This is a genomic window from Streptomyces sp. MGP-P1, from assembly GCF_057766565.1.
Genome location: NZ_JBYMEM010000001.1, coordinates 168,857 through 184,895 on the forward strand (window position 1 = coordinate 168,857; position 16,039 = coordinate 184,895).

General features: G+C 70.7%; 10 protein-coding genes and 2 pseudogenes. 8 read left to right on the forward strand and 4 right to left on the reverse strand.

Going from position 1 to position 16,039, the window contains the following annotated elements; genetic code table 11:
* Positions 1 to 29 precede the first annotated feature (29 nt).
* Positions 30 to 632, forward strand: coding sequence for a methyltransferase domain-containing protein (locus AC3CH1_RS00765; RefSeq protein ID WP_488462110.1), 603 nt, complete (start codon positions 30 to 32; stop codon positions 630 to 632).
* Positions 633 to 730: 98 nt separating this feature from the next.
* On the opposite strand, the gene AC3CH1_RS00770 is transcribed toward AC3CH1_RS00765, so the two are convergent.
* Positions 731 to 1,636: an oxygenase MpaB family protein gene (locus tag AC3CH1_RS00770; RefSeq protein ID WP_488461046.1), complete on the reverse strand. Its 906-nt coding sequence runs from the start codon at positions 1,634 to 1,636 to the stop codon at positions 731 to 733.
* 208 nt (positions 1,637 to 1,844) lie between these two features.
* On the opposite strand from AC3CH1_RS00770, the pseudogene AC3CH1_RS00775 reads away from it, so the two are divergent.
* Positions 1,845 to 2,150 (forward strand): annotated as a pseudogene (locus AC3CH1_RS00775) (hypothetical protein); the annotation flags it as partial.
* 46 nt (positions 2,151 to 2,196) lie between these two features.
* On the opposite strand, the gene AC3CH1_RS00780 reads toward AC3CH1_RS00775, so the two are convergent.
* A complete protein-coding gene (locus AC3CH1_RS00780; RefSeq protein ID WP_026291218.1) occupies positions 2,197 to 2,379 on the reverse strand; it encodes a hypothetical protein in 183 nt (60 codons plus the stop codon).
* A gap of 80 nt (positions 2,380 to 2,459) precedes the next feature.
* The gene (locus AC3CH1_RS00785) at positions 2,460 to 3,530 is read right to left on the reverse strand and encodes a fatty acid desaturase family protein (protein ID WP_488461047.1); all 1,071 of its coding nucleotides are present in this window, start codon (positions 3,528 to 3,530) and stop codon (positions 2,460 to 2,462) included.
* Between the two features lie 257 nt (positions 3,531 to 3,787).
* Here AC3CH1_RS00785 and AC3CH1_RS00790 point away from each other — a divergent pair, with 257 nt between their 5' ends.
* From AC3CH1_RS00790 to AC3CH1_RS00815, 6 genes and pseudogenes are all read left to right on the forward strand, one after another.
* Positions 3,788 to 6,886, forward strand: a complete 3,099-nt coding sequence (locus AC3CH1_RS00790; protein WP_488461048.1) for a DEAD/DEAH box helicase — start codon at positions 3,788 to 3,790, stop codon at positions 6,884 to 6,886.
* The gene (locus AC3CH1_RS00795; protein WP_488461049.1) at positions 6,883 to 8,292 is read left to right on the forward strand and encodes an SWIM zinc finger family protein; all 1,410 of its coding nucleotides are present in this window, start codon (positions 6,883 to 6,885) and stop codon (positions 8,290 to 8,292) included. The genes AC3CH1_RS00790 and AC3CH1_RS00795 overlap by 4 nt, the downstream gene beginning before the upstream one ends.
* 427 nt (positions 8,293 to 8,719) lie before the next feature.
* Positions 8,720 to 9,307, forward strand: a complete 588-nt coding sequence (locus AC3CH1_RS00800) for an N-acetylmuramoyl-L-alanine amidase (RefSeq protein WP_488461050.1) — start codon at positions 8,720 to 8,722, stop codon at positions 9,305 to 9,307.
* A 108-nt stretch (positions 9,308 to 9,415) separates the two neighbouring features.
* Positions 9,416 to 10,675 carry a GAF domain-containing protein gene (locus AC3CH1_RS00805; protein WP_488461051.1) on the forward strand — a complete coding sequence of 420 codons (1,260 nt, stop codon included), beginning with the start codon at positions 9,416 to 9,418 and terminating at the stop codon, positions 10,673 to 10,675.
* A 210-nt stretch (positions 10,676 to 10,885) separates the two neighbouring features.
* A complete protein-coding gene (exaC, locus tag AC3CH1_RS00810) occupies positions 10,886 to 12,409 on the forward strand; it encodes an acetaldehyde dehydrogenase ExaC (RefSeq protein WP_488461052.1) in 1,524 nt (507 codons plus the stop codon).
* Between the two features lie 603 nt (positions 12,410 to 13,012).
* A pseudogene (locus AC3CH1_RS00815) lies at positions 13,013 to 13,528 on the forward strand (IS5 family transposase); the annotation flags it as partial.
* 612 nt (positions 13,529 to 14,140) lie between these two features.
* Here the strand turns inward: AC3CH1_RS00815 and AC3CH1_RS00820 are convergent.
* Positions 14,141 to 14,440: a DUF6342 family protein gene (locus tag AC3CH1_RS00820; protein WP_488461053.1), complete on the reverse strand. Its 300-nt coding sequence runs from the start codon at positions 14,438 to 14,440 to the stop codon at positions 14,141 to 14,143.
* Positions 14,441 to 16,039 lie beyond the last annotated feature (1,599 nt).

Sequence of the window (16,039 nt, forward strand, 5' to 3'; positions counted from 1 at the left end):
CCCCGCGCCGGTTGCGCGATCATGTCTCCATGGCCGACGACCACACCCATCACGTCCTGGACTTCTTCACTCCGCGCGCGGCCGGCTGGGACAGCCGGTTCCCCGACGACGGCCCCGCCTACGCCACCGCGGCCGGCCTATTGGGGCTGCGTCCCGGAGATGCCGTGCTCGACGCGGGCTGCGGGACCGGGCGCGCGCTGCCCGCGCTACGGGCCGCCGTCGGGCCGGAGGGCACGGTGCTGGGCGTCGACCTGACCCCGGCGATGCTGGAGGCCGCGGCGCGGGCGGGACGAGGGGACAGCGGGACGCTCGTCCGTGCCGACGTCGCTCGGCTGCCGCTGCGTGATGGAGTCCTGGACGCGGTGTTCGGAGCGGGCCTGATCTCTCATCTGGCCCGCCCCGAGGCCGACGCGGCGGAACTCGCCCGCGTGGTCCGGCCTGGCGGGGTCCTGGCTCTGTTCCACCCGATCGGCCGGGCCGCCCTCGCCGCACGTCAGGGACGGACCGTCACCGACGACGACCTGCGGGCCGAGCCGAGGCTGCGTGCGCTGCTGGCGGGCGCGGGGTGGCGGCTGGGGTCCTACACGGACGAGGCCGACCGCTTCCTCGCCCTCGCCGTCAGGCAGCCCTGAGGCCGAGGGCGCAGCCGAGCCCACCGCCGTACGGGAAAGCGTCCGAGCCAGGCTCTGCCGTGGCGGTCCCGCGCATAATCCGGCCGGGGAACGTCGCGTCACTCGGCAGGTGACTGCGACGGGCGGCGGCCGGGTACCGGGCAGCCACGGGCACCCGGCGTGGGGAACGTACCGAGCTCCGCGATCTCGTACCCGTTCGGATATCCCTTGATCTCGGGGTTCTGGCGCGCGTAGTGGGGCGCCCTCCGGGGCGGCAGGAGCCGGACGGCACCGGCCCGGAGCCTGAGCGCACCCCTGGTCACTCCGCGGGCCAGCGCCCCTGGGCGGCGGTAGCGGAACGCCCCGAGCAACGAGTCGTCCAGGAGCGCGAGGCTGGCGCCGCGCACCAGCGGGGCGAGGGGCGCCGGGTACCAGGACGCCATCAGTGCCAGAGTGGCGTCGGCCACCCGGCGGGCTCCTTCGTCCCAGCCGAAATGCTCGTGCTCGTAGGCGTCGAGGGTCCGCTCGAAGTCCTCGTAGGTCTCGGGAGCGTCCTTGATCCCCATATGAGCACCGAGCGTGCGGTAGTAGGCGGCGAAGGCGCCCCGCTCGTGGCAGCACAGACGTCGCCAGCCGAAGCTGTCCAGCCACCGCTTCGGGGTAACGACGAACGTGCACAGGACGTAGCGCATGTCGTCGTTGCTGATGTCGTAGCTGCGGTGCATCCGGTTGATCCGGCGGACCGCGGTACGGCCGTCGTCGGTGTCGAAGCCGTGCTCCACCACCGTATCGAGCAGCAGGGCGGTGTCGTCGTAGCGTTTCTGGGAGCGCTCGGTCAACTCAGCCGTCTCATCGAGGAGTCGGCCGATGCTGGGCACGGCATAGGTGCGGTACAGGGCCAGTTCGAGGGCGCGGGCGATGTCCCAGGGGAACTCGTGGGTGACGGTGAGACGGTAGATCTCCAGGAAGTCCCGCTCGGGGTCGAGTCGCTGAATCTCTTTCAGCCGGTCGTACCGCTTCACCACGCTGTTCCCCTCATTCGGCCGGACGTCCAACCTTACGCAGAGGCCTCCCCGCATCCCCGGGCCTTCGGCTTCCCCGCACTCGAAGGGGGCGGGCGTATCTCTGGTTCGCTCCTGTTCGTCGGGGCCTCGACGAGGGGGTTACCGAGTAGTCAGGGTGCGCCGACGGGCCGAGGGACGCCGGGCCGAGCTATGAGGTCGACGACGCACTGCTGGTGCTGACCGCCGCGAACCCTCCGCATCCCCCCGGCACCCCGGTCTCCGCAGGGCCCTGTCGGAGGCGACCGCCTATACGAAGGACCCGCCGCCGCCCGGGCGGATCCGTTCCTCGTACGCCTCGGCCGACGCACGCACCCTGCGCGTCGACGGCCCGGGGTGGTCGCTGGTGGCCCGGACCGACGACATCGCTCTGTTCTTGCTGGACGAAGAGCCGGGCACGGTCATTCCTGTCAGGCGTGGAGCCGCGCTCCCCGGATTGCTCGCGGCCCTCGACGGTGTGGCCGCCCGCCCCGCGTGACCTCGTCGTCGGTCACCAGGGGTGACCCGGGCTTGGCAATCCGGGCTCAGCGGCCGATCTGCTTGCGGTTGATCCTGCGGAGCCTGCGCCGCTGGGACGGGTCCAGCAGCAGATAGCCCGCTACGGGAACACCGATCACGATCAGCAGCGCCCACCAGAATCCGATCAGGGGCCACAGGATCGCTGCCGCGAGCACTCCCCCGATAGCGACCTTCGCACCATTCGACATGGTCCACGCCTCCTTCGCGGCCGGCGCCGCTCCTGTTGTGTGAACGCGTCCCCGCGCCCTTACGTTCCCCGTCGGCCGCCCTATCGCAGCGGTTCGCCGACCTCGTGCATGTGCGACAGCGCCTGCCGGTAGGACTCGATCAGGCCGGTCTCCGCGTACGGCATGCCGATATTGGAGCAGTGCGCCTTGACCAGGGGCTGGGCGAGGCGCAGGTTGGGGCGGGGCATGCTCGGGAAGAGGTGGTGCTCGATCTGGTAGTTCAGTCCGCCGAGGAACCAGTCGGTCAGGACGGCGCCACGTACGTTGCGCGAGGTCAGGACCTGTCGCTGGAGGTGGCCCCAGCGCTCACCGTCGGGGTCGGGCATCTCCATGCCCTTGTGGTTCGGGGCGAAGGCCATGCCCAGGTGGAGGCCGAACAGTGCGTGCAGCACCAGTGCGAAGACGATCGCCTTGCCCGGGGACAGCGTGCTGAGCAGCAGCGTCGCGTAGAGGGCGAAGTGCGCGGTCAGCAGCAACGCCGAGACGGACCGCTCCCGGAGGGGCTGACGGCGCAGGAACTGGAATCCGTAGATCTTCAGGGCGATGCCTTCGAGAAGGAGCATCGGGAAGAACAGCCGGGCCTGGTTCCTGGTGAGCCAGCGGGCGAACCCCTCACGCTGCGCCGCCTGCTTCTGGGTCCAGACCAGGGCGCCGACACCGACATCGGGATCCTTGTCGATGTGGTTCGGGTTGGCGTGGTGGCGTACGTGCTTGTCGTTCCACCACGCCTCGTTCATACCGAGGAGCAGATTGGCGTGTACGAGACCGATCAGCCTGCTCGTCCTGCGGTCGCCGGATATCTGGGCATGCCCGGCGTCGTGAGCGACGAAGGCCGTACGGGTCCAGAAGACCGCCAGCGGCAGGGTGAGGAGCAGGCTCCACCAGGTGTCGCCCAGCAGGACGAACCCGGTGATCACCGCGCCCAGGGCCGCCAGATTGGCGGCGATGCCGAGCACATACCGGTCCGTGCGGCGCTCCAGCAGTCCCTGGTCCCGCACGGCACGCAGCAGCGGCGCGAAGTCGCTCCCGGCCGCCGCCCCGCGAACATCGGCCGGACGGTCCGGGCTGCTTTCGTCGGCGGGATCCGCAACAGTGGCTGCTGCCTGGGGCATGACGTCTCCGGTCTCTGGAACATATGCGCTGACCTCATGGAACGTACGGGCCGGGGGCGGGTGCGGGCCATGGCGCCACCACCCTGGTTCCCCTGGGGCAGACCCCCGTGCCCGATGGTGGGGCTGGCTGCACCATCGGAACCAGGGAAGAAAGCAGAGTGACGCACGCCACGTCGTGCAACGGCCTGTCGCATCCGGAAATGGAGTACCCTCGGCGATTCCGCCCACTAGTCAAATTTGAGGAATCTGACATCGCTGTGCACAGGCACCCTGCCGCAACACCCTCCGAGATCGCCGAACTGGCTCGCTGCTCCGCGGTCTTCGTCCCCGCGGATCCTCCCCGTACCGGCAGGATCGCGTTCTGGAATCCGGACGGTAGCACCCCTTCCGACACTCCCGGGCCTTCGTCGGAGCTGACTGTCATCGGAACCGACCTGCGACCCCGTACGGTGACCGCGCGGTACCTCCCCGTGCGGGAGGCTCTGCCGGTCCTGACCCGGGCACGTGCCGTCACGGATGCCTCACCCGCCACCGCCTTCTGGGGTGCCGCCGCGCTTCTCGCTCTCCAGTTCGTCGCCCGCGGCCTCCTGTTGCCGGGGCTGAGCGGTACCGACCACGACGCCTGGCGGATCGGGCCGTTGCACACCGACGACCTCGAACGGATCCGGGAACTGGCGGCGTCGATGCCGCCGACCGCCCACGCGACCCCCGTTCCGGACGAGGGCGACGGACAGTCGGACGGGCCCGGCGGATCCCGCAGCACGGACGGTGTGGGCCGGCGACCGGGCGGAGCCGGGGAGCGGGAACCGGCGCGGAACACGACGAGCGGCGCCGTCGGCGAAACGTTGCTGCCCGAACCGGAGCGCCTGCTGCGCGCGTTCCTCGATGCCGTGGCCGACGCGATGCCCCGTACGCCGGCCGCAGGCTTCGCCGCCGCAGGACCCGCGTTCGCCTCCCTGCGGCCGCAGCACCTGCCCGAGGGGCGGGCCTGGGCAGCCGACGTGGCGGCCGGTCACGACGCGGGCGTGCGGCTCTCGTTGCGTATCGAGGTCGCGGGGGTGACCTCTCGGCCGAGCGGCACGGAGGCGCGCCCCGGGGCCGCCCCGGAAGCGATGGGGCCGGGAGCGGGAGCGGTGGGGCCGGGTTCCGGTCCGGAGTCGGCCACGCCGTCGTTCCGTGCCGTGCTGCAGATCCACAGCGTCAGCGATCCCACCCTGGTCGCCGACGCGGCCGAGGTGTGGGCGGGCGACTCGCGGACCGCCGCCGCGTTCGGGCCACGGGCCCGGATGGACGCCCTCCTCACCCTGCGCCGGGCCGCCCGCGCCTGGCCGCCGCTGGCGCCGTTGCTCTCCGCCGCGGTGCCGGACTCGGTGGAACCGGCAGACGAGGAGATCGCCGAGCTGCTGGGGTCCGCCTCACGTGCCCTGGCCGCCGCCGGCGTACAGGTGCACTGGCCCAAGGAACTGGCCAGGAAGCTCACCGCGCGGGCCGTGATCGGCCCGGACGACCGGGACTCCACGGACCGGGACTCCACGGACGGGGAAGGCGTCGGGCAGGAGGCCGGGACGCGGGGACGCATCGCCGCGGACGTGCCCTCGTTCCTCTCCGCCGACGCACTGCTGTCGTTCGACTGGCGGTTCGCCCTCGGCGACCAGAAGCTGACCCGCGAGGAGCTGGACCGGCTCGCCGAGTCCACCAGACCCATCGTGCGGCTGCGCGACCAGTGGGTGCTCGTCGACCCCGAGGAGGCGCGCCGTGCCCGGGACACGCAGGACCGCAAGATCACCCCGATCGACGCTCTCGGCGCGGTGCTGACCGGTTCGACGGAGGTGGCCGGCCGTCGCGTCGAGGTGGCCGCGACCGGCTGGCTCCAGCGGTTGCGGGACCGGCTGGCCGACCCGGAGTCCGCCGCCCAGCAGTCGATCGGACAGCCCGAGACGCTCACCGCGACCTTGCGCGACTACCAGCTGCGCGGCCTGAACTGGCTGAACACGATGACCTCGCTCGGCCTCGGCGGCTGCCTCGCCGACGACATGGGCCTCGGCAAGACGATCACGCTCATCGCCCTGCATCTGCACCGGCAGAGCGACCGCGACGCGGCCGGTCCGACGCTGGTGGTGTGCCCGACATCGTTGATGGGCAACTGGCAGCGGGAGATCGAGAGGTTCGCGCCGGGCACCCCCGTACGCCGTTTCCACGGCGCGTCACGTTCCCTGGAAGGCCTGGTGGACGGCGAGTTCGTCCTGACGACGTACGGCACGATGCGCCTCGACGCACCCCGGCTCGCCGCCGCGTCCTGGGGCATGGTCGTCATCGACGAGGCACAGCACGTCAAGAACCCGCACTCGGCGACGGCCAAGCAGCTGCGGACCATCGGGGCGCGGGCCCGGGTCGCGCTCACCGGTACCCCCGTGGAGAACAACCTCTCCGAGCTGTGGGCGATCCTGGACTGGACGACGCCCGGTCTGCTCGGCCGGCTCGGCGCCTTCCGTGCGCGGTACGCGGCAGCGGTCGAGAGCGGCAGCGACCCGGGCGCGGCCGAGCGGCTCGCGGCGCTGGTGCGGCCGTTCCTGCTGCGCCGCCGGAAGTCCGATCCTGGCATCGCTCCGGAGCTGCCGCCGAAGACCGAGACCGACCGGGCCGTGTCCCTGACGCCGGAACAGACAGGCCTGTACGAGGCGGTGGTCCGCGAGACCCTGGCGGAGATCTCCGCCGCCGACGGTTTCGAGCGGCGGGGGCTCGTGATGAAGCTGCTGACGGCGCTGAAGCAGATCTGCAACCACCCGGCGCAGTACCTCAAGGAGGAACAGCCGCGGATCGCGGACCGGTCGGGGAAGGTCGAGCTGCTGGACGAGCTCCTGGACACCATCCTGGCCGAGCAGGGGTCGGTGCTGGTCTTCACGCAGTACGTACAGATGGCCCGGCTGCTGGAGGAACACCTGGCCGCGCGCGGGGTGGCTACGCAGTTCCTGCACGGCGGTACGCCCGTGGCCCGGCGCGAGGAGATGGTGAACCGCTTCCAGGCGGGCGAGGCCCCGGTGTTCCTGCTGTCCCTCAAGGCGGCGGGCACCGGGCTCAACCTCACCCGGGCCGGTCACGTCGTGCACTTCGACCGCTGGTGGAACCCGGCGGTCGAGGCACAGGCGACGGACCGGGCGTACCGCATCGGCCAGACGCAACCGGTGCAGGTGCACCGGCTGATCGCCGAGGGCACGATCGAGGACCGGATCGCCGAGATGCTCGCCCGCAAGCAGGGGCTGGCGGACGCGGTGCTCAGCTCGGGCGAGGCGGCACTGACCGAACTGACCGATGCGGAACTGGCCGACCTGGTCGAGCTGCGAGGGGGCGCACGATGAGCGATGACTACGAGGACGAGGACGACTACGCGTACGGGGCGGAGTACGGGACGAGCGACGCGGACGCCTCCGACGGCGGCGGCGACGGGGCGTCGCGGGACGGCCGGCGCGCGGCTGAGCGTGTGTTCGCGGCGTTTCCCCCCGCACAGGGCCGGGGTTTCGCCACGTCCTGGTGGGGCCTGGCGTGGCTCAAGGCTTTGGAGGACACCGCGCTGGACGGCCAACAGCTCAAGCAGGGACGGCGGTTGGCCCGGGAGGGCAGGGTCGGGGCGGTCTCCGTACGGCCGGGGCGGATCACAGCGGTGGTCCGGGACCGCGACGGCACGGCCTACCGCAGCGACGTCCTGCTCCAGCAGCTCGGCGCGGGCGCCTGGGACCGGTTCCTGGACATGGCCGTGGACCGGGCCGGGCACATCGCGGCGCTGCTGGACCGGGAGATGCCGCCGCATCTGGTGGAGGACGCGGCGGGCGCCGGTGTCGAGCTGCTGCCCGGCATCGGGGATCTGGAGCCGGAGTGCACCTGTGGGACCTGGGACCACTGCCCGCACTCGGGTGCCCTCTGCTACCAGGTGGCGCGCCTGCTGGACGAGGACCCGTTCGTCCTGCTGCTGATGCGGGGGCGCGAGGAGCGGCGGCTGCTGGACGAACTCCAGGTGCGCAGCGCCGCCCGCGCGGTCCGGGCGGGCGGCGACGGGGCGCGGGAGGCGGCCGACGACGCGGAGCGGGAGGTTCACGGAGTCCCGGCCGGCGAGGCGTTCGCGGCTGCCGGAATCCTGCCGCCGCTCCCCCCTCCCCCAACGGCCCCCGATGAACCGGGGCTCGGGCCTGCGCTGGACACGGCGACCGCGCCCGCGCCCGGGGTCGACCCGGCGGCGCTGGAGGTGCTGGCGGCCGACAGCGCGGTGCGGGCGCACCGGATGCTGCTGGACGCGCTGGCGCCGGGGCACTCAGGACAGCCGCTCCCGGTCGAGCTGACTCCGCGGCAGGACGCGGTACGGCTGGCCGCGGACACCCGGCCGGAGCCGCGCATCGGGGCCCGGCTGGCCGCGGGATCCGGCCGCCCGGCCGCGGACCTGGACGCGGCGGTCCGCGCCTGGCGGTACGGCGGGGTCGCGGCACTCGCCGTGCTGGACGAGGAGTGGACGCCGGGCCCGGAGGACCTGGGGCGGGCCCGTGCCCGGCTCGTCGAGGCGTGGGAGGCGGGCGAGCGACCGGCCCTGCGGGCGAACGGCCGGGCCCGCTGGACCGTGGCGGGCGCCGACCTCCAGCTCCGGTTGGACCGGAACGGGCGGTGGTGGCCCTACCGCAAGGAGCGCGGTCGTTGGGTGCCTGCCGGACCGGCGGACGACGACCCGGCCGGCGCGCTGGCGGGGGCCGACGGCGGGGCGGCGGACACGGCTGTCTGAACCTTCCGGCCGGGGCGGGGGTGGTGCTGGGCTGGGCTGGGCCGGTGAGCATCGGGCCGGAGGCCGCGCGCCGGAAGCGAGGAACCGGAAGCAGGGCGCCGGAAGCAGACGGCGCCGGCGCCGTCCGTCGCTCGCGGGAATCGGTGTCTCCGGCGCGGAAGCCGCTGGTGCTGGAGCCGCATGCGTAGGAGGCGCAGGCGCGCGAGTCGTGGCGTGTCCGGACAGCGGCTGCGGCTGCGGCTGCGGCTGCGGCTGCGGGGAACCGGATATCCGGTGGGTTCGTCATGTGCATCGGCGGGGTGATTCCCGAGCCGGAAGGCCACCCCGGCTCGGTTCCGTACCCACCCGTCCTGCCGTCCACCCGTCTGCCCTTGCCCTGTCCTGTCCCGCCCGTCCCGTTCCGTCCGCCCCGGCCTCAGGAGTGCCTTTGCACCGCAGAAGGATTGTTCAGTGCGCCGCCGCGACCATGGCGGCGGCCGTCCTGCCCGCCTCCGCCAAGAAGGTGGCGGCGGCGCCGAAGGGGCCCACCGACTACGCGACGGCACTCTGGGCTCCGGCCGCCCCCGCCAACTACACCGTCCCCTCCCGCCCTTCGGAGCGCCGGATCGACCGGGTCGTCATCCATGTCGCCCAACAGCTGTTCACGCCGACCGCGGGCATCTTCCGCAACCCCTCCAAGCAGGTGTCGGCCCACTACGTGGTGCGCTCCGGCGACGGCCATGTCGCCCAGTGCGTACGCGAGAAGGACATCGCCTGGCACGCGGGCGACTGGAGCTGGAACACCCGGAGCATCGGCGTCGAGCACGAAGGGTGGGTGGACCGCCCGGAGTTCTTCACGGACGTGATGTATCTGCGGTCCGCCGGACTCACCGCGGACATCTGCGAGCGCCATGGCATTCCCAAGGACCGGGAGCACATCGTCGGCCATCACGAGGTGCCGGGCAGCGACCACACCGACCCGGGCGTCCACTGGGACTGGGAACGCTATCTCCGGCTCGTCGTCGACGCCGCCTGAGCGACCACCCCCGGCTCCCGTGGTGATGACTCTCCGCACCGAGCTTGTCGCGGAGGCCGACGGCGACGACGATGGGAGGGCACGAAGGCCCGCGGTCGGGAGGGTGAGTTGACGGATCCCTGGGTGGCCCTGGCGGCGGACACCGATCCCGGCGAACGGCGCGGCGCACTGCGCCGCGCCCATGACGTGTTCACCTCGGCGGGACGCCTGGAGCGGCCGGTCCGCGCCGTGGTCGGCGCGTCCTGGCGACGCTCGGCACGGGCCCGGGTCAGCCCGGACGACGCCCCCGCGGTGGAGCTCGCCCCGGACGAGCTGGGCCCCTACCGGGCGGCGCATCCCCTGGCCCGGGCCATGCCCGTGATCCGCGAGCTGATGGGTGCGTACGCGACGGACGGGGAACACCTGCTGGCCGTTTGCGACGCCCATGGACGGCTCCTGTGGGTCGAGGGTCATACGGCGGCGCGACGGCGGGCCGGCCTGATGAACTTCGTGGAGGGCGCCCGCTGGGCCGAGTCCGTGGCGGGGACGAACGCGCCGGGAACAGCCATCGCGGTGGACCGTCCGGTCCAGGTCTTCGCCACCGAGCACTTCCTGCGACCGGTACACCAGTGGACCTGCGCGGCGGCGCCGTTGCACGATCCCCGTACGGGTCGGATGCTGGGAGCCGTAGACATCACGGGCGGCGACCGGCTCGCCCATCCGCACAGTCTGGCGTTCGTCCAGGCGGTGGCCCGGGCCGCCGAGTCGCAGCTCGCGCTGCTGGCACCGCCGCCCGAGTCCGATGTCGAGTCGGTGCGGCTGACCGCCCTGGGCAGGGACGAGGCGTTGCTGGTGGCGCGCGGGCGCCGGCTGCGGCTCAGCCGGCGGCACAGCGAGATCCTGGTCGCCCTGGCCCGTCGGCCGGAGGGCCTGAGCGGGGACGAGCTGCTGGTGGAGCTGTACGAGGACGAGTCGGTGACCCCGGTGACCTTGCGGGCCGAACTTTCGCGGCTGCGGCGCCTGTTGGGGCCCGATCTGCTGGGCTCACGCCCGTACCGGCTGGCCGTCCCGGTGGACGCCGATTTCGACACGGTGACGCGCCGGCTGGGTTCGGGCGCGGTGTCGGCGGCGCTGGGCGCGTACGCGGGCCCGCTGTTGCCGGGTTCCCGGGCCCCTGCGGTCGTACGACTGCGGCGGCGGCTCGCGGAGCAGCTGCGGGCTGCGTTGATCGACCGGGCTGATCCGGGGCTGCTGGCCGACTGGGCCTACAGCCCGTGGGGCGAGGAGGACCTGTCGGTGTGGCGCGCGCTGGCCGGTGCGGCTCCGGTGGACCAGCGGGCCGCGTTGCTGGCCCGGGTGCGGGCGCTGGACGCCGAGCAGCGCGCCTAGGTTCCTTCGTCTGGACCAGCCCCGGCTCGTGGGCCTCGGCACGCACATCCGCGGCGTCGTCCTGTCGACGACCGGCCGGCAGGACGGTGACGACGGACCGTGGAGGGCACCCGGCGGCGCCGTTGCAACGCCCTTGCAACGTCCCCGTCCCTAGCCTCGCGGCGAGGGCCGTCCAACGACGGGCGGCGCCAAGTCCGGGAGGCCACCGAGATGACCCGTTACGCAGCGCCGGGCGCCGAGGGCGCGATCGTCACCTACGCGTCCCGCTACGACCACTGGATCGGCGGTGCGTACGTCCCGCCGGTCCGGGGGCAGTACTTCGAGAACCCGAGCCCCGTCAACGGCCGCCCGTTCACCGAGATCGCGCGCGGCACGTCGGAGGACGTCGAACTGGCCCTGGACGCCGCCCATGCGGCGGCTCCGGGCTGGGGAGCCACGTCCGCCGGGGACCGGGCCTCGGTGCTGAACAGGATCGCCGACCGGATGGAGGCACACCTGGAGGAGCTGGCGGTCGCCGAGAGTTGGGAGAACGGCAAGCCCGTACGGGAGACGCTGGCGGCCGATATCCCGCTGGCCATCGACCACTTCCGCTATTTCGCGGGGGCTCTGCGCGCCCAGGAGGGTTCGCTCAGCGAGATCGACGACGACACCGTCGCGTACCACTTCCACGAACCGCTGGGTGTGGTCGGTCAGATCATCCCGTGGAACTTCCCCATCCTGATGGCTACCTGGAAGCTCGCCCCGGCGCTCGCCGCGGGCAACGCCGTGGTCCTCAAGCCGGCCGAGCAGACGCCCGCCTCGATCCACTACTGGCTGAGCCTGGTGGCGGATCTCCTTCCGCCGGGCGTCGTCAACATCGTCAACGGCTTCGGAGTGGAAGCCGGGAAGCCGCTCGCCTCGAGCCCCCGCGTCGCGAAGATCGCCTTCACCGGTGAGACCACGACGGGGCGGTTGATCATGCAGTACGCCTCGGAGAACATCAAGCCGGTGACGCTGGAGCTGGGCGGCAAGTCGCCGAACCTCTTCTTCGACGACGTCTCACGCGCCGACGACGACTTCCTCGACAAGGCGCTCGAAGGTTTCACCATGTTCGCCCTCAACCAGGGCGAGGTGTGCACGTGCCCGTCGCGTGCTCTCATCCAGCGCGGCCACTACGGCACGTTCCTGGAGGCCGGCATCGCCCGCACGGAACAGATCGTGCCGGGCCACCCGCTGGACACCGACACGATGATCGGCGCCCAGGCCTCCAACGACCAGCTGCAGAAGATCCTTTCGTACCTGGACATCGGCCGGCAGGAGGGAGCGAAGATCCTGACGGGTGGCGGGCGCATCGAGCACGACGGTGAGCTGGCCGGCGGCTACTACGTCCAGCCGACGGTCCTTGAGGGCGACAACCGGATGCGGGTCTTCCAGGAGGAGATCTTCGGCCCGGTCGTGGCCGTGACGTCCTTCTCGGACTTCGACGACGCCATCAGCACGGCGAACGACACCCTGTACGGACTGGGGGCCGGAGTCTGGACCCGCGACGTCAACACGGCCTACCGGGCGGGGCGCGGGATCAAGGCGGGCAGGGTCTGGACGAACTGCTACCACACCTACCCGGCCCACGCGGCGTTCGGAGGCTACAAGCAGTCGGGGATCGGCAGGGAGAACCACAAGATGATGCTGGAGCACTACCAGCAGACGAAGAACCTTCTGGTGTCGTACTCGCCGAAGAGGCTGGGCTTCTTCTAGACACTGCAAAGGGTGCCTGACCAGCGAATTTCCCTGGCAGGCACCCTTGGTTGCGCACATTGAAGCCGTGGGTCGAATGACGAGGCTACTCCCGATATCTCCCACCGCTGTCCGACCTCTGACCAGCTGTTCCGGGGCATCTTCCGGGCCAAGGTCCGACTCGAGGCGCCCTGAACAACGCTCTCCGGCTCGTCCCACCGCCGCACCGACTCCTCCATCAGCAGGCGAGACACCTGGGCCGGGTTGGGCACGCAATCTGGATCGACCCCGTCGGCGACCGTCGGAGCAGACCGCCGAAGTCCGGTGCCTGCATTCGCGTTGTAGTACCCGCGTTCCACCGCAGTACCGAACACCTCGTTGACCGCAGCCTTCCAGCGCTTGACGGTCTTCGCCGCAGCAGCACTCCCATCGACCTTGCGGCACAGTGCATCGAGCCCGGCGCAGTACGCAGGGCTCCTCCAACTCGCTGACCGACAGCGAGTTGGAGGAGCCGGTCGAGCGAACATCCCCATACATCCAGTGTGCGGGCGTCCCTCCGCCTCGCGATGCACCGCATCTGACGCCGCGCGCTGATCCACCGGGGGTTACGGGACAACCCCGCCCCGTCTCGACGGGTCGCGTGCGGTGGTCGACTCCAGCCACGTGCGGGCCATAAAAGGGGGAGCCGGACGGGACCGAGTCCGGTCGATCGTGGCCGAACCGGATCGAAACACCACCTGATCACCGACGGACGCGGCACCCCGCTCGCCGTGATCCTCACGGGCGGCAACCGCAACGACGTCACCCAGCTCCTGCCGTTGATCGACGCCATCCCACCTATCAGAGGCCGGGCATCCGCGACGAAAGCCGGACTCACTCTTCGCCGACCGCGGGTACGACCACGACATCTACCGCGACCAGATCCGGCAACGCCGCATCGTCCCGGCAATCGCCCGCCGCGGCACCCTCCACGGCACCGGACTGGGCAAATACCGCTGGGTCGTCGAACGCAGCTTCGCCTGGCTCCACGGCTTCAGACCCCTCCGCATCCGCTGGGAACGCCGAGCCGACATCCACGAAGCCTTCCTCAAACTGGCCTGCTGTCTCAGCATCCACCGACTGACCGGCTCATTGTGTTAGCCCCTATCAACAGACCAGGTGCGGCCGAGGGGGTCGGCGGTGAAGCGAGAACCAAAAAGGCCCCGGAATGGTAAAAGACGAGAGCTCGTCGACTGCGGACAGACTTGGTGGCGCAGCAGCAATAACTCCTGTGCACACACTGGTGGTTCAGTTCTTCAAACCCCTGCGAGCACGGCGAGGCCGGTCGCCGGCATCGGGGCTCAGGGCGGCCCCGTCAAGCCGCCTTCAGACGCGGCCTGTTGGGCGAGGACTGCCCGGACGGTCTGTTGGACAACAGGACCTCCGGTCGAGGTGGAGGCATACGCGTCAGATCACGGCGACTGTAGACCCAACTTCTCGTCAGCCGCTAGATACTGCGCGTTGCTGTCGAAAAGCACCGGCACCGGCCACCCCGCCTCCAGGAGGCCGGTCACCATCAAGCCCTGGCCCCGAAGCGTCGACGTGGTGAGCAGCCGCTCGCCCCGGACGAGGCGTCCACCCGCACCGAACCACCCGCCAGGCACCCCGTCGCTCTTGCCGCCTTATCCTGCCGGGCGGGCCGGGGGTGGCCTCACTTGTGACGCCACCCCCGGCTCGCCGGGCCGGCCGACGGGCCACATGCTCACTGAGGGATCAGTAGGAAAGGTCGCCCTGCTCCTGGATCACTCGGCCCGAGATGTACAGGTCACCGGCGGAGTCGAGGATCGCGAGGATCTTCTTCTCCTTGCCATGGAAGGTACTGATGACGACCCTGTCCCCTTCCTGGTTGGTGGAGTGGTTCGTGTTCACCGACAGCTCGATACCGAGCGGTGAGCTTACGACCACGTCCTGCTTGCCGGGGTCCGAGAACTTCGGACTCGGGCGCAGAGCGATCCGGCCGTGTGTGTCCCCCTCGTTCCAGTCCGACGCCACACCGAGATCTACATCAGGCATAAAGCCCCCTCTTTCTTGGAGATCGGCAGCTTCGCACGGCCCATAGTTCGGTAGCGCAATCGCGCAACGATCACAGAACCGTGTTCTCCGCCCCCATTAGTCGGAATAGCCCGGCTCACGCGGCATAGGAAACGAAATCGACGTGGCCGGGCTCGACAGGCAACTTATGCCAGCCGCAGAGAATATGTCACTAGCAGGTCGAGGTGCACTCCTGGCGCGGCTGGATTACACCTGCCCGCATGTTCCTCTTCCGGGAAACACATGGGTCCCAGTCACACCAAGAAGCAGATGAGCCAGGCGATACCGCGGCCCGATCGTCCGCTACACCCGGCGAAACACGGGGCACTCCGATCGAGAATGACTGGAAGGCGTCACCGGAGCCGGCCGCGGTGGTGCCTCGTCCGTACCCGGGCGGTGGGAGAAGCGCGGCACCACTACGGTCCGCGAGGCCGGTGCCTTCGGGTGCTGCCGAAGGGCCCGGGCTCCCGGCAGGTTCGGAGCATGCGGTAGCTACTGCTGGTGGGCGGTGTGTTCCTGGTCTATGGGGCGTTGCAGGTGCCAGAGGGTGACCCCGGGGAGCAGGCCGCCGCCGAGCCGGTGAGCCCAATGACCATAGCCTCCGGCACGGTGCCAGCACCGTGCGGGCCAGGGCGGCGAGTGCGTCGAGCGCGTCATCGACGACGACGGGCGGGACACCGACGGGGCGGGCGGCCAGGACGGCCATCGCACCGGCCGTCACCGCGTTCGCTGCGAAGGCATACCCGTCGGTGTACTCACCGGGAAAGGCGGCGAACAGGCCGCCGGGGTTGATCTCGCACGAGTCGACTACCGCCGGTGCGGTCATCAGCGCGGAGGGCCCCGGACGGCGCACAGACGGCCGCCGACAACGGACGCGATGGCTTCGTGAGAGAGGGAGATCACGAAACGAACTCCGCCTCGGCAGGGCTTGGCAGGCGCTGCCAGCAGCCCACCGGTTCGGCTTTCCGACCGCAGCGCGTTGACGGACCGGCGCCCTTGAAACCCGGCCAGAACACCACGAGCAGGAACACCACCTGGTGCCAATACAGTCTCTTCAGCCCGGCCGGATCTCCGTTGTCTCCCGCAGTCCACAAGAGGTCCTGCAGGGCGACAGAGTTGAATGGGCCGCGCAGAGGCGAAGTGGATGTCCGTGGGCACGTGAGCGGATGTCGGCCTACAAGACTCCCGCCTCGTCAGGTTCGTCGAGACCCTTCCCAAAGGGTTCAACGGCAAACTCCTTAAACGGGCCATCGCCCCCCACCTGCTCCGACAGCCGACTTCCCCGCAGAAGTAGGCACACCGACCTACTGAATTTGGAGGAGAGGCACATTCCGAGCGGCAGCAGGAGCTGCCAGCACCCGGGCCCCGTCAGGTGATCGCTCAATCGACGCATCGCCTCATGCGAGACCGCAGTCGGCACCTGCCACAGAAGGCGCGGAGGAGCTTCCCCGCACACCTCGGGGTGGGGCAAAGTGAACATCGGCCCAACTTGTATTGATAGGTATTGGCTCGCAGGTCCTGCGTGACACCTTTCGCGCACGACGTATTCGAAGGACTCCAACGCTCCTCGAGATGCGGCAT

What these genes read in the sequence shown, in the direction of transcription:
- AC3CH1_RS00795 (WP_488461049.1), top strand. Translation starts at nt 6,883, where the DNA reads ATGAGCGATGACTACGAGGACGAGGACGACTACGCGTACGGGGCGGAG.
- AC3CH1_RS00820 (WP_488461053.1), bottom strand. Translation starts at nt 14,440, where the DNA reads ATGCCTGATGTAGATCTCGGTGTGGCGTCGGACTGGAACGAGGGGGAC.
- AC3CH1_RS00765 (WP_488462110.1), top strand. Translation starts at nt 30, where the DNA reads ATGGCCGACGACCACACCCATCACGTCCTGGACTTCTTCACTCCGCGC.
- exaC (WP_488461052.1), top strand. Translation starts at nt 10,886, where the DNA reads ATGACCCGTTACGCAGCGCCGGGCGCCGAGGGCGCGATCGTCACCTAC.
- AC3CH1_RS00780 (WP_026291218.1), bottom strand. Translation starts at nt 2,379, where the DNA reads ATGTCGAATGGTGCGAAGGTCGCTATCGGGGGAGTGCTCGCGGCAGCG.
- AC3CH1_RS00785 (WP_488461047.1), bottom strand. Translation starts at nt 3,530, where the DNA reads ATGCCCCAGGCAGCAGCCACTGTTGCGGATCCCGCCGACGAAAGCAGC.